The organism is Lunatibacter salilacus (genome assembly GCF_009797935.1).
Lineage (GTDB): Bacteria > Bacteroidota > Bacteroidia > Cytophagales > Cyclobacteriaceae > Lunatibacter > Lunatibacter salilacus.
This window is the reverse complement of sequence record NZ_VOLC01000025.1, coordinates 56,973-78,798: the sequence shown is the minus strand read 5'-3', so window position 1 is coordinate 78,798 and position 21,826 is coordinate 56,973. Positions and strand designations below refer to the sequence as shown.

Genomic DNA, 21,826 nt, shown 5'->3' with positions numbered 1-21,826 from the left:
TAACAGTCAAACACTTAGACCATGCCAAATCAACCTATAAATTTCATAGCTTCGGTGGAGCCTTCGGAACGTTTCCAGATACAAATTATAGCTGGCAAACTGAAGGATAAAGGATGTCAGATTCGGAATATATTAACGATAACAGGGATAATCACAGGTTGTACTTCCGGAGTTGAATCCAGCCTCGATGAGCTTAAAATCGACGGAATTCAAACCATTGAAGAAGATAGGGAAGTAGGGGCAATTTGATTCGAAATGGGCATTAGCATACTGCTGCATATTTCATCACCTATACCCATCGGGGACGATTACTACAAGCTTTCCTGCAATGCCTGCTTTTCGTCCGTTATTGTAACGCTATCCGGTTCCACAACTGCATTATGAGCTGAAACCTGAGCTATTTCTTTTTCAAGTTCACTCATATTTTCCGGATGATACCGATTTCCTACCACAGATTTCCCGGTCAGAGATTCAAACCAGGTACAGGCGGCGGTATACCTGCCTATATTCATGTCAAGATGGTAGCCGTCACGGGTAAAGTTATCTCCAATCACTGTGTTTCTGCCGTTTTGTATCGCTGTACCTGAGGGAATGAGGAGATCGAAGTTGTATTCCTCGTATATCATTCTATAAGTTTCTACCAAAGCGTCATACATTTTTTCTTGACTGCCGCCATAGTTTACAAAACCTTCATGCTTGGAATTCTGCGCATAGGCCCAGGTTTGGTGGATTATGAATTTTACGTCGGGGTTAGTGGCCTGCTGCCTGACAAAGGCTAACAACGAGGGAAGGGTAGCGCCGTAGGAATCATACACTCCGGAGAGGGAACTTACCTGCTGAAAACTGATATAATCCCAATCATCCTCTTTTATAGCATCTGCCAAGGCCGTGTTGGGAGTACTCGATTTATTCCCGTTTACTTCGATTTTACGATACGTGTAGGCGGGGTTGTTTTCATTGGCGTGCTTCCAGTGAATCGCCAAAGGGGCTCCTCCAATGTAAAGATTTCCTATTTGCATTGATATCCCTTCGGATTCAGCTAGTTCAAACAGGTAGTTTTCTATTGCATCTTCCGAAAAGCTGTTGCCTATGGCTAAAATTTTGATTGCTCTATCCTTTTCTAATACGGAATCAGGAATTTGAGCGAGTAAGTGAGCTAAGAAGGGGTTTAAAAATAGCAAGAGGATGGCTAATAAAGAGAATTTAGCAGGTGAATGCGCCTTTGGTGTGTTCATATCGTTAAAATTGGTCTTATGGGTAGGGTAAAGTTCAACCACAGCATAGTGGCCTCCAATACCCCCACCATGGATTGGTACAGTGCTGATTTTATTTGAAGGTATATTTCAACCCAATTCCCGCCCGAAAATAGGAACCATAATCCAACGGGAAAATTGGGCTAGCCTCCAAAGATAGCCCAACGTTCCGGCTGGCTGAAAATGGCTTAATTAGTATCCCCAGGGGTACACCTATATAAAGACCATTCGACGGCTGATTTCCAAGGTGAAAGCCGGAGTAGAAATTTACCTCTTCCCGCTGAATGAAATTATACCCAAATGTCCCTTCAATACCGATTCTTCCTCCTGTGGAAACCCGCGCTTCTCCAAACATTTTTTGGTCTGGATCGGAACCTATTGAGGCGAAGGTACCGGAGCTCAATCGATAAATTCCTGCACTTACCTGGGCTTGAGAAGCAGTGATCCAAGCAAGGAATAGGGTAGCTGTCAATAAAAATAGTTTTTTCATTCGTTTATAAAGTTAGTTTGAATGGATATTGTCAAAGACCCTGCCAAATGGGTTAATGAATCAACGATTTAAATCGAGAATAAAAATTCGAATACATACTTCTGTTTTTATTCCGTAGGTAGGTTTTTATGACTGCCATCGCAAAATGGAGGATTTTTAGTTTGCTTACACATGCAAAGTAAAACTTCTCGGTCTTCATCAGGTGTGAATTTTACGGGTTTGAAAGTTGTGCCGCGGTGGGTTCCGTCACAAAATGGCTGCTTGAGACTTCTGCCGCAACTGCACCATGCTTCTAACTTCCCTTTGATTACCCTTACTTTTGCTGGTTGAAATCCTGAATTGTCGTAATGGTTTGCCATAGAGTGTTGGAATAAAAAAAGGCAGCCAATTTGAGTGGCTGCCCTTCTTAATAGTATTATTGCTGTCTAATGTGCGGCTATTAACGGCGGTTGCTCAAAAGACCGTTATATTAATGTGCCGTTACTTCTGTCGGAACACCTCTAGTATTTGTTGAGTTTTTCTGCCAAAAGAAGAAAATCAAAAACAATACAATAAGGATGGCAGGGAAAGTAACCATGCTAAGAAGTGTGTCCTGTCCGGCAGCCAATGCTAAGGCATCGCCAGTCAAGCCCTCTGCGCTTTTTTCCGCGGTAGAACTGTCAATCCATCCTCCAATGATCGGTTGGAAAATCGCTGTGGAAAACATGCCAATTCCACCAATAATTGACATTCCCAAAGCACCACTAAGTGGAACCCGCTGCGCAACGGCTCCAACCATCACTGGCCAAAAGTAACATACTCCCAAGGCAAAAACGATGGCAGAAACGTATGCCATTGGTCCTGTAACAATGCTGAAAAGGTAAATCCCGATAGTAGCAAGGATCGCCCCTCCAAGGAGTACGCCTGTTTGTCCTAATTTAGCTACAACTGGACCAGCGAAGAATCGTCCAACAGCCATAACCCCTGTAGTTAACGCCAAAATCAACATGGCATTAGCCCCACTATTTGCCATTACGATATTAACCCATTGTTGAGGTCCGAATTCGGTAATTGCGGTGAAGGCCATAGCAATGAATAAAAATATAAAAACTGGGCTGATCATCGCTTTGAAATTTTCCCCAAGTGATGTAACACCCTCCACTTTTGGCTGAGGGAATTTTTTTCCATAAAACAATACGGCATATATAACTGTAGGAATCATCAGCACCCACATTTGAGTCTGCCATGCACCCATCACACCGCCTATACTCGTCATGATGTTTGAAATAATCGCACCGAGCATGATTCCACCGGGAAACCACATGTGGAATCGGTTGAGCATTTTATTCATTTTGATGCCGGAATACATATCGGCAATCATTGGATTACAGGCAGCTTCTGTACATCCGTTACCAAAACCGATAAAAAGTGTTGAAATCAACAATGTGGTGTATCCATCTGCATAGATGGTAAGCAAAATGCCCAATGTATGGGCGACAAAGGCTACCCGCATGATGTTGGCGGGCCCGAAGGTGTGGTAGACCAACCCGCCAATAATCATGGAAATCGGGAAGCCCAAAAACCACATGGAGTTGATAAATCCTAATTGTTCGCCACTTAAACCAAATTCTTCACCAAGTTGGGGTAGAATACCGGCCCGTATGGCAAAAGTAAAAGCGGTGGTAATCAGTGCAAAGCAACTTCCGTTAAATAAAGCGCTTTTGTTAATGTCTTCGTTCATTGATATTGGGTTTAAAATGTTGTAAAATGGTTTTTAAGGATGATTAATAGATTTGTTCCGACAAGATAAAAAAAAATGATTTTAACTTTTGTCTTTTAAAATAAATATTGAGAAAAATTTGATAATTCTGTACATTTCAGAGGTTTAGGAATTTTTTAAAATTCAAAGGAAAGTCGATTGGGCAAAAAAGGCCGGGAAATTGATATCCCAAAATATGTCTTAGTTAAATAATTAAATGTTTATGTTTTTTCTGAGTAGCCTTTAAAAGGCTTACTCAGGAGTGTTATTTTGGAGTTAAAAGGAGAAAAGATCAATAATCGGGTTGCAATTCACACGAATTAAAAGATGTTGGTTTTTTTAGTTAATTTTATTACATTACCCTCAGTTTTTGTTAAAAATCCCGACGATCTGAATATGAAACCAATTCAAAAAGAAGACCTCAATCAAGAGATTTTCGATATATACGATGAATATGTACATAGTAAAATTAACCGCCGTGACTTTGTAAATCGGCTTTCCGTATATGCAGTTGGCGGGCTTACCGTTTCCTCCATAATGGGTTTTTTGCTGCCCAATTATGCAGCGGCCAAACGCTATACCATGGAGGACGATCGCTTATTCTCTGAGTATGTGGAGTATGATTCACCAAAGGGTGCCGGAAAAATGCGTGGACTACTTACTCGACCTGCAGGCCAAACCGGCAAGTTGCCAGGGGTTTTGGTAGTTCACGAAAACCGGGGGCTTAACCCATATATCGAGGATACAGCTCATCAAGCTGCCTTAGATGGATTTATCGCCTTTGCACCAGATGCATTAACCCCATTTGGCGGATATCCAGGCACAGATGACGAAGGCCGAACCATGCAGGCAACCCGTGATAGGGAAGAAATGCTTCAGGATTTTATCGCAGGGTACGAAATGTTGGTGAAACATGAAGGTTGCACTGGTAAAGTCGGGGTGGTAGGTTTTTGTTTTGGAGGATGGATTTCCAATATGATGGCCGCCAGGATTCCGGAGTTGCCTGCGTCGGTTCCCTTTTATGGAGGGCAGGCCTCCGCGGAAGATGTGCCGGGAATCAATGCTGCATTGCAGCTGCATTTCGCTGAATTAGATACCCGGGTAAACGAAGGATGGCCTGCCTATGAAGAGGCACTTAAAGCCAACAATAAAAACTATGAAGTTCATTTCTATCCTGGTGTCAACCATGGATTTCACAATCATTCTACCCCCCGCTATGACAAGGAGGCAGCGGAACTGGCTTGGGGAAGAACCATTGCGTTTTTTCGGGATATGTTAAAATAATGTTCTAATTAATTCGCGGTCCTAAAAATAGTTGAATAGGTTATTTGGTTGGCAGATTGGACCTTTTTGGAAATTGACAACGTGAAAAAAATAATGTCATGCCATCTGAACCACAATTAAACGAAGATCCAATTATTTCTAGTACTGTAGATCCATTAGGTGCAGACCAGGTTTCTGGCCAAAATGAGAATAATAAGGAAACAGCAACCGGAAAAACAAAGAAAAATAATTGGCTGGTGGCCTCTCTTAGAAATAAGAGTGAGCGATACCGGGTATCCGTTCTCATTGCCCTGGTAATAATCGGGATTACTTCTACTATCATCTTGGCCTATTTTTGCTATTTTGTTTGGCTACCTGCTATTTGGAGTTGGGGCTTTCAGCCGATTTCTTGGTGGAGAGCAATCTTCGCAGTGATTGGAGCAATCTATTTGATATTAGGACCACTTTTACCGTATATCGCTCTTGAGGGCACTTTATCTGGAATAGGAGGGCTCTATACCGAGGAAGCTTCCAATAAGTTTGAGGCTCAGATCCACGAAATCGAAGTAAAGCAGTCGGGATATGAGGAAATTTTAAAAGAAAAGGATACTGAAGGATTAATTCCGATGGTCACTTACAGTCGAATAGAATTGGAGCAATACTATAAAATTGGACTTAGCCAGTCCCAGCGTAGCTTTCAATTCGCCATGATCGCCATGTGGCTGGGATTTTTGATCATTGTATTCGGAATAGTTTCCTATATCGTTCCCGCGAGTTTTATCAATAGGGACCTTGTGGAAGGAAATTTTCAAATTCTAACGATTTCCAGTGGGATTGTAATGGAAGTTATCGCCGCACTTTTTCTGGGGATTTATAGAAATTCGATGAACCGGTCTACCTATTTCTATAACAGGCAAGTATTTATCCATAATGCGCTTTTGGCCTATAAGATTTCCAAATCGATGAAAGAGCCGGACCTTTCCAAACAGCTTATCATAGAAAAAATCCTTGAATTTGGTATTTCTGCTAATCCATTGGAGAGTAAACGTAGGTCTTCAGACGACGGGGATTAGACCGTTTCCTCATTCATTCTGCTTTTTCGACGTGTGTTGGAGTTGTAATACTTGTCCGGACAATCTATCTTTTACATGGAGCGAGTCCATCCAATATATGTTGGGAGCAAAAACTTCGTCCAAGTGCCTTTGCCACCGCTCTGCCCGGATTTCTTCAATCTGCAAGGCTTTTTTTAAATAGGTAAAAATCGATGTGCCCTAACAATTGACCCCTGAGCACATAGAAAACAAGCTCATTCTGATTCTTCTCCATAAAAAAGGTCTGTCGAGTAAAATGAATTTATATTGATTTTTCTGGCATGAGCCTTTAATGCAGGAACATCGCGTCTTGGCATTGTTTAACTTCGAGCAGTATCCAAATTCAATAGTGTTAAAATTAAGAATACTTATCCAAAGATTGATTTGGGATGGCTACCTTTGTTCATTAGTAATCGACCACTTTGCGAAACACGCTAAATTTATGACCATGGAAGAACAGATAGATGCCCTGATACTCAAATTTCTTAACAAAGATGAGGGTGATCCTTATCATTATGGCAATAAACTGGCGAAAATTGGCACCCCGGAAGTAAAGGAAAAGTTGATCGCCGTAGTTAAAGGGGATGATTTGGACAATGCTTTTTTGGCCGCAAAGGTCTTGGGAATTATGGAAGAAAACACAGATGCCCTTAACGCCATCCTGGAAGTCATCCATTTGCCCGCCAATAGGGGAACCAATGGAGGGTTGGTGTCTATACTGGAAGATTTTGATCTAAGTGATAAATTTGTCGATATTTTTCGTATTTACCTTTTTGGCAATTTCAAGGCTCATACCTTAGCCAAACAGTACTTGGATTATACCGAATTTGATATCACTCCGCGCACGCTGAAGAAGGCAGAAAAGCACTGGAACCATTTTCTGAACAACTCATCAGCAGATGAATGGTTTGAACTTAAAAAGCAGGAAGCGGAAGTTATATTTAAAGAAATCCGGGAAATATTAGGCTCCGATCAGTAACTTTATCGGAAAAGGAAAATAAAAACCTGCATACAATATGTATTATATCCTTACCTACCACACCGTTGCGGATTATGTCAACAGGCGAGTGCCTTTTCGCAACGAGCATTTGGCTTTAGCAAATTCTTACCGAGATAGAGGAATTATGATTATGGGGGGTGCTTTAGCCAATCCTGTTGACAAAGCAGTTGTACTATTTAAATCGAACTCGACGGAGGTCATAGAAGAATTTGTCCGTCAGGATCCATATGTACAAAATGGATTGGTGGAGTCTTGGGAGATTAGGGAATGGACCGTGGTAGTGGGGGGTGATGAATAGGGAATGCCGGGGTGAATTTGTCGTACAACCTCACATTAATTTCTCCCGTTCAAACTATCATACTTGATAGCTATGGTCCGGGTATTTATCTTTTTCACAGGAGTATGCTTACTTCCAATTTTTGGATGGTCTCAAGATTTATCGCCAGGCATTATTGGACGTTCGAACTTCACCCTAAATCGGTTTAATGAAAGTCTGGACAGAGCTGTTATTCCGGAGTTAACGCTAATAGGTCTCTACAGGCTCCCATATCTACAACCTTTGGATATGGGGCTCAGTTTGGGTTATAGCTTATATGGTACAGATTTGGAAAAGCGGGATGACCTTTTTCCTGACTCCTCCGAAACATATCGCCTTAGAAAATACCACAACCTCTTGAACCTGAAGGCACACCTTCGCTTCTATCCATCCCGCTCTATACATTTCCCACTATTCTTTGAAATCCAGGGCGGCGCGGTCAATATTAACACCCGATATGCCATCCGGGATAAGGCTTTTGACGAACCTCTAGAAAAAGACGGGATTATCAGGGACTGGGTGATGGGATATGGGGCAGGTATGGGATATAAGATCCCCTTTCGTAAAGATCCTACAAGAGGTCATATCGAAATCCGGTTACTATACCATGACAGTGCTTTTGCCAAATTTATCAGGAAGGGTCAAGCCCAATTTGATGCGGACATGGGGGAATTTGGGCAATTTGTTTATCAACCTCACCGTGCTCCACTTACCATGCTGGAGCTTTCTATTGGTGTTTTTATGGCTAATCTTGGAATTTAACCCTACTGTTTATTACTCATTAGTTCCTCAATTTCATCTGGGTTGATAGGGATATGTCCCATAAGGTCTAAAAAGCCATTTTCTTGAATGACGATATTGTTCTCAAGCCGAATGCCGATACCTTCTTCCGGAATATATATTCCAGGCTCCACCGTAAATACCATGCCGGCGTGGATAGGTTCGTACATAGTACCCACGTCATGCACATCCAAACCCAAGTGGTGGGAGGTGCCGTGCATAAAATATTTTTTGTAAGCAGGCTTGTCCTTGTCCTCTGAATCAATGTCGGATTGGGTAAGCAAGCCCAGACTCATCAACTCAGATTGCATGACCAAGCCCATCTCCTTATGGTACTCCTGAATCGTAACTCCGGGCTTCAATATGGTATAGGCGGTTCGCATGACCCGCAACACTCCTTCATATACCTCCCTTTGACGCTTGGTAAACTTTCCGTTTACCGGTATGGTCCGCGTCATATCTGCGTTGTAATTACCATATTCGGCACCCACGTCAAACAAAATCAGATCTCCGTCCTGACATGTTTGGTTGTTTTGGACGTAATGGAGTACACAGGCATTGCCTCCAGAGGCGATGATTGGCTCATATGCAAATCCCCGACTGCCCTGACGGACAAACTCATGAAGAAACTCTGCCTCCAACTCATACTCTTTTATTCCCGGCTTAACTACGTTTAAAATTCTTTTAAATCCATCATTGGTGATGTCGCAGGCCTTTTGGATTTGGGCGAGTTCCTCGGGTTCTTTTATTGCCCTAAAAGTATGCATCAGAGGAGCAGCGCGCTTATAAGTATGTAGGGGATACCGCTTTTTGCAGGTTTGGATAAACCGCGCATCCCTGGTTTCAACCTGCACGGCAGCACGAAGATGCTCGTTGGTGTTTAAGTAAACGTTCTCACTTAGTGCCATTAATGTGGAAAATACAGCGTCAAAATCCTCCAGCCAATTTACCTTCTGAATCCCAGACCGCTCAGTGGCTTCTTCCTGAGTTAATTTATGACCCTCCCATACGGCGATATGTTCGTCTGTTTTTCGGATAAAAAGAATTTCCCGCATATCCGCTTTGGGGAAATCGGGACATATAACCAAAACCGTTTCTTCCTGATCGATTCCGGACAAGTAGAAGAGGTCATTGTTTTGCCTAAACTTCATCGTACCGTCCGCATTGGTGGGCAAGACATCGTTTGACTGGAACACAGCGATGGAATTGGGAGCTAACTTTTCGACTAGTTTGGCTCTGTTTTTTATATAAAATGATGCGTCTATCGGTTGATATCTCATGGACTTGGAAATTGCTCTGTGGATACAAAGGTAAAAAATTATCAGCCTTTACCTATAATCCGGTTTCTTTCCCAATAATTGCTGTTATTTTTGTGTTTTGGTGAAAAACAACGCATGTCATATCAGATAAGGGAATTAGCAAACGGAATACGAATTGTACATCAGGAAGTCACTCACACCCGAATGGTTCACTGCGGATTTATCCTGGATATTGGTAGCAGGGATGAAGGAGAGGATAAGATTGGACTGGCGCATTTTTGGGAACATATGGCCTTTAAGGGTACCCAAAAGCGGAAAGCTTTTCATATCATCAACCGACTTGATTCTCTTGGCGGGGAATTAAACGCATATACAACCAAAGAAAAAATCTGCTTCTATGCAACCATCCTCCGGCAGCATTTTGGCAAGGCGGCAGAGTTGCTTTGTGACATTACCTTTGACAGTATCTTTCCACCCAAGCAAATTGAAAAGGAAAGACAAGTAATCCTAGAAGAAATGGCCATGTACCGGGATTCTCCGGACGATTGCCTGCAGGATGAATTTGATGAAATCCTTTATCCCGGACATAGTTTGGGCAAAAATATACTGGGTACGGAAGAGAGTGTTGGTACCTTTGTCCAGCAAGACTTCCTGAAATTCCTGGAAGAAAGAATGGATACGCATAAAATTGTTTTTTCCGTAGTGGGAAATATCAGCTTCAATCGTGTGCTTGCCAAGGTGGTTCCCTTTTTGGAAAACATTCCCACCAAAACCAGCAACTATCAGAGACAACCGGTGATGGCCTATAAGCCTTTGACCTCCATTTCATATAGGGATGTCACCCAAGCGCATTGTGCTCTTGGCAAACCGGCCCTGTCCATCAATGATCCTAACCGATTCAAGCTCTTTTTACTCAATAATGTACTGGGGGGACCGAGTATGAATTCGCGGCTGAATATGGCTCTACGGGAGAAAGCGGGTTTGGCCTATAGCATTGAATCGGTATTTCAGTCTTATACGGATACAGGATTTATCGGTATTTATTATGGCACGGAAGAAAGGGCTGCTGCAAAAGCTCGTAAAATTGTCATGAGGGAGCTTAAATTGATTAGGGAGAAAAAACTGGGATCTCTTCAACTCCACATGGCCAAGGAGCAAACCATCGGACAAATGGCTATGGCAGAGGAAAACTATGCCGGTCTTATGCTCGTCTATGGTAAAAACCTGCTGGACAAAGGAAAGATCGAACCCTTGGAAAACATATTTGAAACGATTAAATCCGCTACCGCCTCCGAGCTGTTGGAATTGGCGCAGCAGGTATATGACGAAGATCAGTTTAGCTACTTGACATATCTGCCAAAGGAGGTGTAATATGATACCCGAAGAACTATTTGCTTATTGTATAGCCCATACTGAAGCGGAAGATGAGATTCTCCAAGAGGTAACCCGGCAAACCCATCTGAAAGTGCTGAAGCCGCGGATGCTTTCAGGACCTGTTCAGGGCAAATTTCTTGAAATGCTTGTCAAACTGATGCGACCCAAACTGGTTTTGGAAATAGGAACCTTTACCGGATACTCCGCAATATGCATGGGAAGAGGAATGGAAGCCGGTGCCAAACTGGTTACCTTGGATATCAACGAGGAACTGGAATCCATGGTCCGTGGTTTTATCAGCAAAGCGGGTTTGGATGAGAGGATAGATTACCGGATTGGCAATGCTTTGAAATTGATTCCTGAGATTTCCGGGACTTTTGATCTGGTTTTTATTGATGCGGATAAGATCAATTATGCGAATTATTATGATCTTGTCGTTGATAGGTTAAATCCCGGCGGAGTGATTTTGGCAGACAACATACTTTGGTCAGGTAAGGTACTGGCTGAAAACCGCAAAAAATTGGATAAAGACACGGCGGCCATTCTTGCCTTCAATCAAACAGTGCAGGAGGACCCCCGGGTGGAAAATGTAATTTTACCCATCAGAGATGGAATAATGATGGCCAGAAAGCGATAAGCAATCCCATGAAAAAACGAATACTTTGCAGTCTTATTTTTATAATGTCCTGGTTGCCACAGTTGCTGGCGCAGGTGCCTGAAGTGCCTTCTGTTATTTATTTTGCAGACATGACCTTGCGGCTCAATGAGCAGGCTAGGAGGGAAATACAGGCAGACGTAAATGCACTCTACCGCAGTCCCAACTACTTTCAGATCAAATTGGACCGGGTGAACCTATATATGCCAGTCGTGGAGCGGGTACTTAGGGAGCAGGGAGTGCCTGTGGATATGAAATATTTGGTCATCCAAGAAAGCAGCCTCATATCCGATGCAGTATCTACTTCAAATGCAGTAGGCTTTTGGCAATTTAAAAAAGGAACCGCTGAAGAGGTATTTATGCGGGTGGACAACCAAATCGATGAGCGCAAAAACATCGCCTCCTCCACCCGGGGAGCTGCCGAATACCTTAAAAAGCATCAGCGCTACCTGGACAACTGGGCTATTACCTTGATCTCTTATCAGATGGGATTGGGTGGTGCCCGGGGGCATTTTGGTGATCAACATAAGGGTAAGCGTACTATGGATATAGATCGCAATTCCTATTGGTATTTGAAGAAATTTTTGGCACATAAGGTCGCGTTTGAAGGACAGACAGGTAAGCTTGTCAGCAACGGGGACTATTTGCATGAGCATGCGGTGAAAGGGCCGACAACCCTCGGCGCCGTTGCGAAAACGCTGGGCGTTAGCGAAAATCATCTGAAAGAATACAACAAATGGGCCACTACGGGGCAAATTCCTGGAGATAAAGTATACATAATTAGTTATATCAGGAAAGGTGTTGCTCCAGTCAGGCCTGCGATTGCAGATTATGAGCCCCGTATAGAAGCAGGGCCCCAAACCGCAGCCCGTCAAAATTCAGAAGCGTTTCCGAAGGTTACTGGGAATACGGCAAGGGCAACCCAGCGAGGACAGGTCAAAGTAAACGGTATTAAGGCCGTTTTGGCAAGTAACAGTGGGCCGATAGAACAGTTGTCCGATCAGGCAAATATTCGGGAGCGAAAGCTCCGCCGAGTAAATGATCTTAAAAAATCTGACCCCATTGTAGGGGGGGCTTTTTACTATACAAAAAGGAAAAAGGGAAAAGCGGAAGTAGCTGAGCATATTGTGCAGCAGGGTGAAACACTCTGGAAGATTTCCCAACTTTATGGTATCCGCATGCATTCTCTTAAAGCAAAGAATAGAATATATAAAGACGCCGATCTCCGGCCGGGAATGGTCCTCAAATTACAGGGATATCGGGCAAGAAATGAGGATATCAAGGTTGTCGCCCCTTCCCGCGTGCAACCAAATCAACCCGCAACTCCGGTGCAGGTTGCAGAATCCCGGCCTAGCTTTTCCACACCACCGCGGACAACTAACTCGAACAACACGGTATCTACTCCATCGGAAAACCAGCAGAATATCGAGCATGTGGTACAACCCGGAGATACGTTGTATGCGATCTCAAGAAAGCATGATGTAAGTGTGGACCAAATTAGATCTTGGAACAATATAGATGAAAGTAATCTTTTGAAGGTGGGTCAGAAATTGATTATCAAAAAATAGCATATTTGTTCGGCCTAAGCAGCCGAAGTAAAAGTGATTTCCCGATACTATGCGAATAGGAAGAGTTTTTTTAGGTTTGATTTGCCTGCTACTTGGCAGCAGGGTTGTTGCGCAGGACATTTCTCCTATTGTCCGGGCAGATACAGTCATTATCAGCGGAGATACGTTGATCATGTTGGGGGATTCGCTTATTTTCACCCCCAAAATCAAAGAAATTTACTGGGATAAAGGCGGGAATTTTAATCTGAGCATTCAGCAGGTAGGACTAAGCAACTGGTCTGCGGGTGGGGCAAGTACATTTGCCTTCAATACTGCCCTGTTGATGTATGCGAATTATAAAAAAGACGAAAAGATATGGGATACAAAGCTCACTGTAAACTATGGCTTCAATAGGCAATCGGGTCGGGCATATCCTATAAGGAAGACGAATGATAACTTTATATTTTTAAGTAAATACGGAAGAGAAATATCAGAGAGCATGTATCTTTCTACACAGATAGACGCACGGACACAGCTTCTGGAGGGGCATCGGTATTTCAGGCCTGCTGGGGCTGAAAGAGAAAGCCGAAACAGAATTTCCGACTTGATCAGCCCTGGATATATCCAATCCTCCACCGGTCTAAACTATCAAAAGGAATTAAAAAATAAAGGAAGATTTTCTTCCATCATATCACCCTTTACAGGAAGGTTTACCGTAGTACTAGATGATTCGTTAAGTATGGCAGGTGCCTTCGGTGTGATACCCGGAGAGAATGTGCGTGCGGAGGCTGGAGTTTCTTTGGCTACCTCCGTTGATACTCAGATAATGGAAAATATCCGATGGAAAGCTGACCTCAACCTATTTTCCAACTATGAACGGTTTGGAAATATGGTCGTCAACATGAATTCGATTCTTAGCATGAAGGTAAACAAATACATTACCACGCGGATAGAAACAATTTTGATTTACGATGAAAGCGTGTTCATCCAGCAGGAAGACGGAACCTCTACCCGGGCCATACAATTGCAAAACCTAATAAATTTCGGAATTGGGATTGACTTTTGAAAGTATACTAGCTAATTCAAAAATCAGCCTCCAGCCCAAACCGCTTCTGTAGTTCCTTTAGAGCTGGCGACTTTTCAAGCAGGTAATGCAGTTTATCGGAAGAGGTATAGAGATTTTTAGAGGGCTCAATGGCTTCCTCCACAATCTCATAGGTCACATCTACCCGGACATGTTGGAGTTTTTTGCGAAGCAGTCCGGTGAGTTCAGGCTTGCACTTCGAAAAAATGTCCTGCTGCAGCTCGCCTGAGAGTTGAAAATGCACCCGTTCCTCTTCCACTTCAAAAGGTTGCATAAGCACGGATACTTCCATGTTCTTATGTGCTATCCTGTAATCTGCTATAATTGCGTTCAGCGCTTCTGTTACGATGCTTTTATCCAGTGTGGGATTGGTGTGAATTTCCTCTTCTGTATGTAACGGTTTGGAAGAGTCAGCCTGATTGGTATCAACTTTTTCAGGTTTTTCCTTTGACTGTTGTTCAGCATGAAGGATACTACCCGGGATTGATAAGGTTTTTTTAATTGGTGAATTGGTCCTAGCCTTGACAGTAGATGGGGCTGTTGTGGCAGATTCAACGTCTTCCGGATTCTCGTTAGCTAGGCTTTTTTTTTTGCGTCTTCCTGAACCAATGCTGCCAAGGATACCGCCCGAGGTAATTTGGCAAGTTTCATAAGTAACAGCTCTACGTGCAGCCGTTGGTTTTTACTGCTCTTATAGCTTAGGTCGCTTTGATTGGACATATTTAGAGCAGACAACAAAAATGAAAGGGAGGTTCGTTGGGATTGATCCCTATACCGCTGTTGCGCACTTTCGGACACTTGCAGCAAGGGAATAGTTGCAGGGTCCTTGGATACCATCAGCTCTCTGAAATGCTCGGACAATCCTACCAAGAAGTTGTGCCCATCAAAACCTTTCTTCAGAATCTCATCAAAAATCAACAAGCTTTCAGCTATGCTTTCGTCCAATAATGCGTCCGTGACCCGGAAGTAATAATCGTAATCAAGGATATGGAGGTTGTTGATGGTTTCCTGATAGGTGATTTTATTGCCGTCAGAAAACGTGACAATCAGATCAAAAATGGACAAGGCATCACGTAATGCACCGTCTGCCTTGGTGGCAATAAGGCGTAGTGCTTCTTCCTCATAGGTGATGGTTTCTTTTTCGGCGATAAATTTTAAGTGATCCGTAATATCGCTGATCTGAATGCGGTTAAAGTCAAAAATCTGACACCTGGACAGTATGGTTGGGATAATTTTATGCTTTTCCGTGGTCGCAAGTATAAAGATAGCATACTTGGGTGGCTCCTCCAAGGTTTTCAAGAAGGCGTTAAAAGCCTGATTGGAGAGCATGTGAACTTCATCTATGATATAGATTTTATATTTGCCCTTCTGAGGTGCATACCGTACCTGGTCGACCAGGTTACGGATGTCTTCCACAGAGTTGTTGGAAGCAGCATCCAGCTCGTGTACGTTGAAGGAACTGTTGGCATTGAAGGAAAGGCAGGAATCACAGGTGTTGCAAGCTTCAAAGTCACCTGTGATGTTTTCGCAGTTTATAGTCTTGGCTAGGATTCGGGCGCAAGTAGTTTTGCCCACCCCTCTGGGACCACAAAATAGAAATGCCTGTGCCAGGTGGTCATTCTTAATTGCATTCTTGAGCGTGGTTGTGATATGCTGCTGTCCCACGACGCTCTTAAAATCCGAAGGCCTGTATTTTCTGGCTGAGACTACAAAATTTTCCATCACCGCAAGTTATAAAATTAATTCAAATCCGCTTCCCTCCGGCAATGAATTTAGATCGGAGAGGCGGTTATTGTCCTGATTGTATGCCGCTTAAAAATTGAGTGATAGACCGGTCCTAAAAGCAAAGATCACATTGGTCACTGGTACAATGGGTCGGTTCTCATAACTTATATCAAAGCTATTAGTCAAAGAAAATCGTTCCGTGATTTTGGTGTTGATGATGGTAGAGCTGTTGATCCTTTGTCGGAAATCTGAAATGTCCCTATCATAGCCCACCTGATAATAGTTGACCAAGTTGACATCCACATAGTCATTTAAAGTAGCTCTCAGCGACAGGTAATTGGAGCTTTTTATTAGACTGACCTGAACGACCTCCTCGGTGTAGGGATGCTGCCATGTTTCCCATTCCTGCAGTCCTCCCAGGCCTAATATGAAGTCTACACGGTCATTTTTGACCATGTTGATCCGAACAGATCCTCCCGCCAGTAGCCTGGGATCAAGGCCCCGGAAATTATCAAAGGAATATTGTAGGTAGGTTTCGTAATTGACTTTGTTTTCCCGGTTGAAATTGACCCGCCCGTGGACAAATCCAAAGTTTAGAAAATCCGATTCGTTGATTCGGAGGTAATCAAAATTGGAAACGAATACATAGGCATGCCGTTTTGGATAATAAATGGCGTTTACATCCAGATTGTATCCGAACAAATTGACCGGATCTTCAATACCGGCACTGCGGTTAAATACATTTAACCCGAATGTCGTCTTGAACTGGAAATGTTTTGCCGTATCCTTTTCCATCCGCAGCCTCTCTATGTTGAGGATCTGCGCTTCGCTGCTGAAGGCAAAAGCAAGGAAAAAAAGGAAAAGGAAAATTAGCAACGGAGGGTATTTGATGTGCAAACCTGTTAATTTTAGATTCAAGAAATTATTCAGAAGGATTCGATTGGCTTAACCCAATTCCGGACCTGCCACGAGAAAGCACTGTTCAGGTTTGCCTGGATGTGAGTTGGATTTCAAATACATGCGGTATAAGTCACGCTGCTTTTTGAAACCACAAGATTCGAGCCAAGACACCCAATGGGAGTTTGAAACAGACGAATCCAATACCAAAGGTACATCCCTTGTCCGAATACATGCAAAACTAAGTAAAGTTTTTGCCACTTGTGCGTCAGTCGCCACCAATGGGCCAATGTGCAAATATCTGGTCCCACTTCGTGCCAAAAGGAATCCTTTTACATTCCCATCCTCCTTATACATACAGGCCAAATCGGGTTGCTGGCGCTGGGCATGTATGAGAACTAGCTTCCGGTCTGAACCGAAAGCTCCTTTGTCCATTGGAAATATTTCAAAAAGATTCTCGGATGTAAGGGGAATGACATTAGCGGAATTTTCTTCAAAGATCAGAGAGGGTGTAAATTTGTCGGTGGTCATCCGAATTAAAGCATATTCCTGCTTGAACCCGAGTTTATCATAAACCGGATAGCCAGCTGGTGTAGCATCCAACTTGATGGAGGAGGCAGCTTCGAGGCTTTGGATAACCGCCGTCATCAACATCTTACTGACACCTTGTCCACGGTAGGCTTGGTTCACAAGCATCATTCCTATCCAAGCCACTTTGTTTTCGTAATTTATCCCAGTCACGGTACCGATTACCTTATCTCGGTATGTTGCAACAAGACATGATTCCGGGCTGTTTTCCATGAAAAGTTCCCAATCGAAAATCGTTTGGTTCCAGCCTTCGGCATTTTTTAATTCCATGGCTGCTTCCAAGTCCTCGGGACACATGGTGCGTAAACGGATAGGTAGTTTGGGAGGTACTGAATTTGACATGGTGTAAATTTATAAAAATCTATAGAAATAGGCACTTCTCAAATATACAAAATCTGCGTACCACATCGATGCTTTTTTTTTCAAGTGAAATTCCTCCGTTATCCATCATTTATTTAAATCCAACTATTGCCGTTCAACTAGACTCTATTATTGATTTTTCTTTAGTTCACATCTTTTGCGGAGGTTTAGAGCAGTTACGACATTGTTATACCTTGTTACTTTTTTGCTGCAGGTCAAAAATAGAATTTATCCTAAACACTTTTAGTACCAAAAACTTCGTCAAACATGCCTCTGCCTTTGCCGCCGCACTGCCCGGATTTCTTAACGCCAAAATCTGCAAGGCGGAAGCTATACTGGTATATAGGTGCGAATTGGGGGATTGGGGTATAATTTTCCACTGACTTCCAAATAGTATTTTACATTAATGCGTAAACCTTTCAGGTTTATTGATAATCAACTAGTTGTTCAAATTTTTTGATTGCAACCTGGAAGGTTTTTTTCAAAAGGATTACCTAGTTACAGGAATGTCCCGCGGATTTTAGGTTTTATTTAAACTGAACAAATTAGGTTTGTTTTGCCCATTAGGAATTAATTGTTGCTTTAACTTTTTTATGTGCTACGGTTGGCAGCTGTCAGCCGTGGTTCCATTCGATACTATTGGTACATATCCTTCCAATAATAAAATAACGTACACAAATACCACCTTTCCAAGGGATGTTGGGAATTTTTTCTTATTTTTCAGATAATTCTTAAAGAGAATATATTTGACAATCCCTTAGATAGCCCTAATGATCAAAACCTTTATCCAACTTGAAATATTGAAGCGAAGCCGCTCCACCTCTTTTGCCCGGAGTCTGGCCATCGGTATATTTCTTGGGTTTATGGCCTTGTTGTTGATGGGTTATCTGTTGCTGATCGGCATTGGAATGAAGTACATTATTGAGGAGTTTTTCTCCCCCAAAAACACAGCGGAATTTCTCAATACCTACCTGATCTATTTTTTCCTGTTTGAGATTATCTATCGCTATTTCGTCCAACAACTACCTGTATTTTCCCTCGAGAATTTCCTACACCTTCCTATCCCCAAATCTGGAATTATTCATTATTTACTGATTTCCTCTTTTATTTCTCCGTTAAGCATTATTCCATTATTGCTATTTGGTCCATTTGCTTATCTGGAAATAGCACCTAGTTACGGTTTAATAGCTTCTTGGGTTTGGTTGGGGTCGGTATTACTGACGAGTTGGTCCATCCATTGGTTTATGCTTTGGTTTAAGCAACGCTTTGAAGATAGTTTTGTGGTAATTTTGGTTCTGTTCGCTGTTATTCTTTTGGGTTCAGGTTCTGCTTATTTCGGTTGGTTTGATATTGGAGCTTTTTTTGAGCCGGTTTTTACCTTTGCGCTGGAGCATGCGGTGCCGGTGGTATTGTTGGCGTTGGTGATGGTCTGCAGCTATTTCCTGTGTTTTGCCTTTTACCGTCAAAATGCCTATTTGGAAGATATTGGGGAGGAAGATCCCTTTCATTCTGGAGCTGCTTCTTTGGGGTTTTTATCTAAGTTTGGAATGGCAGGAGAGATGGCCAATCTGGAGTGGAAGCTGATTCTTCGCCACAAGAAGAGTCGCACGTACCTAACACTCTGCTTTTTTTTTCTGTTATATGGGTTGATTTTCTACGTCAACCCTGCCTATGTTTCCCAGGATGGGTTCTCCTATCTCTTCATCTTTGTGGGCATGTTTATCACCGGGATATTTATGTTGCAGTATGGGCAGCTTTTTCTGAGCTGGAACTCGGCCAGTTTTGATTTCTTTCTACATCAACGTCGGGGATTGGAAGCATTGGTGAAGGGCAAGTACCTGCTGTTCGCGGGGGTATCAGTAGTTTGTTTTCTACTATCTATTCCATACGCTTATTTCGGATGGGATATTTTATGGATACACCTGGCCACATTCCTCTTCAATATGGGCATAACTGTTCATTTGGTCATATACCTGGCACTCTGGAAACCAAAACCCATGGATTTGAATAAGGGCGCTATGTTCAATTACGAAGGAGTGGGCATCGCCCAGTTTTTGATGATTATACCCATGATGGCGGCACCTTATGTGGTGTTTTTGCCGGTGGCTTATCTGGGTGGTGACTATGCGGGGTTGATTGCCTTGGGGGTAATCGGGTTGCTTGGCATGATTGCCTATCCCAAACTGTCCGATATCTCCGTTCAAAAAGTACTCAACAACAGGTATGAAATTTCCTCCTCGTTTAGACAAGAATTATGATAGAAGTAAAGTCTCTTAAAAAAATCTATAAAGACACTACTGTACTTGACATTCCCTTCCTGACTATACCCAAGTCTGAATGCTTTGGGTTGGTGGGGAATAACGGGGCGGGAAAAACCACCTTTTTCCGGATCATGTTGGACTTAGTACGTGCGACAGAGGGAAATGTGTATGTTGACGGAGAGGATGTGGGCCATTCAGAGAATTGGAAGTCCAAAGTTGGGGCTTTTCTCGATGAACACATGTTACTTTCTTACCTGACTCCGGATGAATACTTTCAGGCCTTGAGAAAGATATACCGGCTTTCAAAGGAAGATCTTGATATACACTTGGAGCGGTTTAGAGATTTATTCAACGATGAAATATTGGGTAAGAAAAAATTTATCCGCGATCTGTCTAAGGGTAATATAAAGAAAGTAGGCATAGCTGCAGCTATGCTGGGAAACCCCGAGGCGGTATTGCTGGATGAACCCTTTGAGAACCTTGACCCGAGTTCCCAGATACGTCTAAAAAAGTTGATTTTGCAGGAGAAGGAAGCCAACCAAGTTACCTTTCTGATTTCCAGCCACGACCTGAATCATGTCACAGAGATCTGTGACCGTATAGTGTTATTGGAAAAAGGGTTGATTATTAAGGATCTAGAGGATAAGAGCCGGATGACTGAGGAATTAAATTCCTATTTCAATGTTCTCTAAAGTCCGTTGAATTTGTATAATCCAATCTTTTTTCCAATTAAAAGATATTGACTTTACCTATCTGGAAGAAAACCTTTTTTCGATAGTATCTCCTCCGTTTTAAATAGTTTCATTAGGAGGCTTTCCGAATAGAATTATGGCAAACCCATGGTGCTTTTTTTGGTTTGTATCCAAAAAACCGATAATTTGGCAACCTTGGAACACACAGATTGATTTTCAAAATATGAACACATTTGATCCTTCAGATAGAAGGAATTTCATTAAAAAGGCAAGCTTGGGTTCCTTTGCAGCACTGTTGGGGACGGATATTGTATTTGCGCTTCCTAAAGGTTATCTCCCGGTAGCTTTGGAAAATGACCCCCAAAAACTCTTTGGGAAACACAAGGATCTAATCGTTAGAAACAATCTTCCATGGAACGTAGAACCGCCAGCGCACTTGCTTGACGACAAAATAACTCCTGCTGATAAAATGTTTATCCGTAATAACGGATTGGTGCCGGAAAATATCGATGTAGCCAAATGGATCCTTACTATCAAAGGGGAAGCCATAGATCAGGAGAAAACCTATACCCTTGAGGAGTTGAAAACAAAATTCCCCCGGCATACCTATCATTTAGTTTTGGAATGTGGAGGCAATGGCCGATCGGAATTTTACCCACCCACAGAAGGAAATCAGTGGGAATTGGGTGCGGTCTCCTGTGCCGAATGGACAGGAGTACGCCTTAAGGATATACTGGCAGATGTAGGGATCAAAAGTAACGCGGTTTATGTTGGTTTCCATGCAGCCGATCTTCATCTAAGTAGGGATGCGAATAAGGAGGCAATTTCGCGGGGTATTCCCATTGACAAGGCACGTGAGGATGAAACGTTGGTGGCTTTTCAGATGAATGGGAAGGACATCCCACTGGTACATGGTCACCCGCTGCGCTTAATCGCCTCTGGGTTTCCTGCGTCTGTGTCGGGGAAATGGTTGACTGCTTTATCTGTAAGAGATAGAGTGCATGACGGTGAAAAAATGGCGCCTCCGTCTTATTCTATTCCCTGTGATCCGGTTGAAGCTGGGGCTGAGGTAGCCAACGAAAACATGTGTATAATCGAAAAGATGCCCGTTAAATCGCTTATCACATATCCCAAAAGTGGTGCGATGATCAAGGAAAATGCAACACTTGGAATTCGTGGACATGCCTGGACGGGTGAAAGCCGAATTACTAAAACTGAATATTCCATTGATTTCGGGGCTACTTGGAAACCCTGTCAGCTTGAGCGAGGCAAAAACAAATATGCTTGGCAGGGTTTTGAGGCTAAAGTAGACTTTCCTAAAAAGGGATATTACGAAGTTTGGGTAAAGGCAACAGACGATAGCGGTATGAGTCAACCCATGCTTACGCCAGGCTGGAACCCGAAGGGATACCTAAATAATGCCTGTCACCGAATAGCTATTAAAGTCACTTAA

22 protein-coding genes are annotated in these 21,826 nt (G+C 42.9%); 13 read left to right on the top strand and 9 right to left on the bottom strand.

The window, feature by feature from the left end; genetic code table 11:
* Positions 1-21: 21 nt before the first annotated feature.
* Positions 22-249, top strand: a complete 228-nt coding sequence (locus FQ608_RS24650; protein ID WP_158861158.1) for a hypothetical protein — start codon at positions 22-24, stop codon at positions 247-249.
* 62 nt (positions 250-311) lie between these two features.
* Here FQ608_RS24650 and FQ608_RS24645 read toward each other — a convergent pair whose 3' ends face one another.
* From FQ608_RS24645 to FQ608_RS24630, 4 genes are all read right to left on the bottom strand, one after another.
* Positions 312-1,235, bottom strand: coding sequence for a DUF4886 domain-containing protein (locus FQ608_RS24645; RefSeq protein WP_158861157.1), 924 nt, complete (start codon positions 1,233-1,235; stop codon positions 312-314).
* Positions 1,236-1,326: 91 nt separating this feature from the next.
* On the bottom strand, positions 1,327-1,743 hold the full coding sequence (locus FQ608_RS24640; RefSeq protein ID WP_158861156.1) for an outer membrane insertion C- signal: 417 nt from the start codon (positions 1,741-1,743) through the stop codon (positions 1,327-1,329).
* A 107-nt stretch (positions 1,744-1,850) separates the two neighbouring features.
* Positions 1,851-2,102 (bottom strand): CDGSH iron-sulfur domain-containing protein, encoded by a 252-nt coding sequence (locus tag FQ608_RS24635; protein WP_158861155.1) that lies wholly within the window; start codon positions 2,100-2,102, stop codon positions 1,851-1,853.
* Positions 2,103-2,212: 110 nt separating this feature from the next.
* Entirely contained in the window at positions 2,213-3,463 is a 1,251-nt protein-coding gene (locus tag FQ608_RS24630) for an MFS transporter (RefSeq protein ID WP_158861154.1), read from the bottom strand.
* A 414-nt stretch (positions 3,464-3,877) separates the two neighbouring features.
* Between FQ608_RS24630 and FQ608_RS24625 the strand changes: the two genes are divergently transcribed.
* From FQ608_RS24625 to FQ608_RS24605, 5 genes are all read left to right on the top strand, one after another.
* Positions 3,878-4,765 (top strand): dienelactone hydrolase family protein, encoded by an 888-nt coding sequence (locus FQ608_RS24625; RefSeq protein WP_158861153.1) that lies wholly within the window; start codon positions 3,878-3,880, stop codon positions 4,763-4,765.
* A gap of 98 nt (positions 4,766-4,863) precedes the next feature.
* Positions 4,864-5,817: a TRADD-N-associated membrane domain-containing protein gene (locus tag FQ608_RS24620; RefSeq protein ID WP_158861152.1), complete on the top strand. Its 954-nt coding sequence runs from the start codon at positions 4,864-4,866 to the stop codon at positions 5,815-5,817.
* Between the two features lie 466 nt (positions 5,818-6,283).
* Complete coding sequence (locus tag FQ608_RS24615) at positions 6,284-6,814, top strand: HEAT repeat domain-containing protein (RefSeq protein WP_158861151.1); 531 nt, start codon at positions 6,284-6,286, stop codon at positions 6,812-6,814.
* 37 nt (positions 6,815-6,851) lie between these two features.
* Positions 6,852-7,133: a YciI-like protein gene (locus tag FQ608_RS24610; protein ID WP_158861150.1), complete on the top strand. Its 282-nt coding sequence runs from the start codon at positions 6,852-6,854 to the stop codon at positions 7,131-7,133.
* Positions 7,134-7,205: 72 nt separating this feature from the next.
* Complete coding sequence (locus tag FQ608_RS24605; protein ID WP_158861149.1) at positions 7,206-7,913, top strand: hypothetical protein; 708 nt, start codon at positions 7,206-7,208, stop codon at positions 7,911-7,913.
* A gap of 2 nt (positions 7,914-7,915) precedes the next feature.
* Here FQ608_RS24605 and FQ608_RS24600 read toward each other — a convergent pair whose 3' ends face one another.
* Entirely contained in the window at positions 7,916-9,211 is a 1,296-nt protein-coding gene (locus FQ608_RS24600; RefSeq protein WP_158861148.1) for an aminopeptidase P N-terminal domain-containing protein, read from the bottom strand.
* Between the two features lie 114 nt (positions 9,212-9,325).
* On the opposite strand from FQ608_RS24600, the gene FQ608_RS24595 reads away from it, so the two are divergent.
* Genes FQ608_RS24595 through FQ608_RS24580 form a run of 4 tightly spaced genes read left to right on the top strand, consistent with a single transcriptional unit; the run spans position 9,326 to position 13,832 of the window.
* Positions 9,326-10,561 carry a M16 family metallopeptidase gene (locus FQ608_RS24595; RefSeq protein WP_158861147.1) on the top strand — a complete coding sequence of 412 codons (1,236 nt, stop codon included), beginning with the start codon at positions 9,326-9,328 and terminating at the stop codon, positions 10,559-10,561.
* Position 10,562: 1 nt separating this feature from the next.
* Positions 10,563-11,201 (top strand): O-methyltransferase, encoded by a 639-nt coding sequence (locus tag FQ608_RS24590; protein ID WP_158861146.1) that lies wholly within the window; start codon positions 10,563-10,565, stop codon positions 11,199-11,201.
* Between the two features lie 8 nt (positions 11,202-11,209).
* Entirely contained in the window at positions 11,210-12,787 is a 1,578-nt protein-coding gene (locus FQ608_RS24585) for a LysM peptidoglycan-binding domain-containing protein (protein ID WP_158861145.1), read from the top strand.
* Between the two features lie 49 nt (positions 12,788-12,836).
* The gene (locus FQ608_RS24580) at positions 12,837-13,832 is read left to right on the top strand and encodes a DUF3078 domain-containing protein (protein ID WP_158861144.1); all 996 of its coding nucleotides are present in this window, start codon (positions 12,837-12,839) and stop codon (positions 13,830-13,832) included.
* A 16-nt stretch (positions 13,833-13,848) separates the two neighbouring features.
* Here the strand turns inward: FQ608_RS24580 and FQ608_RS27335 are convergent, their stop codons facing one another.
* The 4 genes from FQ608_RS27335 to FQ608_RS24560 form a co-directional block, all read right to left on the bottom strand.
* Positions 13,849-14,142 (bottom strand): hypothetical protein, encoded by a 294-nt coding sequence (locus tag FQ608_RS27335; protein WP_199856466.1) that lies wholly within the window; start codon positions 14,140-14,142, stop codon positions 13,849-13,851.
* A 284-nt stretch (positions 14,143-14,426) separates the two neighbouring features.
* Entirely contained in the window at positions 14,427-15,572 is a 1,146-nt protein-coding gene (locus FQ608_RS24570) for a DNA polymerase III subunit gamma/tau (RefSeq protein ID WP_158861143.1), read from the bottom strand.
* A 90-nt stretch (positions 15,573-15,662) separates the two neighbouring features.
* Positions 15,663-16,472, bottom strand: a complete 810-nt coding sequence (locus FQ608_RS24565; RefSeq protein WP_234364381.1) for a DUF481 domain-containing protein — start codon at positions 16,470-16,472, stop codon at positions 15,663-15,665.
* Positions 16,473-16,520: 48 nt separating this feature from the next.
* Positions 16,521-17,402, bottom strand: coding sequence for a GNAT family N-acetyltransferase (locus FQ608_RS24560; RefSeq protein WP_158861142.1), 882 nt, complete (start codon positions 17,400-17,402; stop codon positions 16,521-16,523).
* A gap of 788 nt (positions 17,403-18,190) precedes the next feature.
* On the opposite strand from FQ608_RS24560, the gene FQ608_RS24555 reads away from it, so the two are divergent.
* From FQ608_RS24555 to FQ608_RS24545, 3 genes are all read left to right on the top strand, one after another.
* Positions 18,191-19,678, top strand: coding sequence for a DUF5687 family protein (locus FQ608_RS24555; RefSeq protein ID WP_158861141.1), 1,488 nt, complete (start codon positions 18,191-18,193; stop codon positions 19,676-19,678).
* A complete protein-coding gene (locus FQ608_RS24550) occupies positions 19,675-20,373 on the top strand; it encodes an ABC transporter ATP-binding protein (protein WP_158861140.1) in 699 nt (232 codons plus the stop codon). Before FQ608_RS24555 ends, FQ608_RS24550 begins: the two co-directional genes overlap by 4 nt.
* A gap of 223 nt (positions 20,374-20,596) precedes the next feature.
* The gene (locus tag FQ608_RS24545) at positions 20,597-21,826 is read left to right on the top strand and encodes a sulfite oxidase (protein WP_158861139.1); all 1,230 of its coding nucleotides are present in this window, start codon (positions 20,597-20,599) and stop codon (positions 21,824-21,826) included.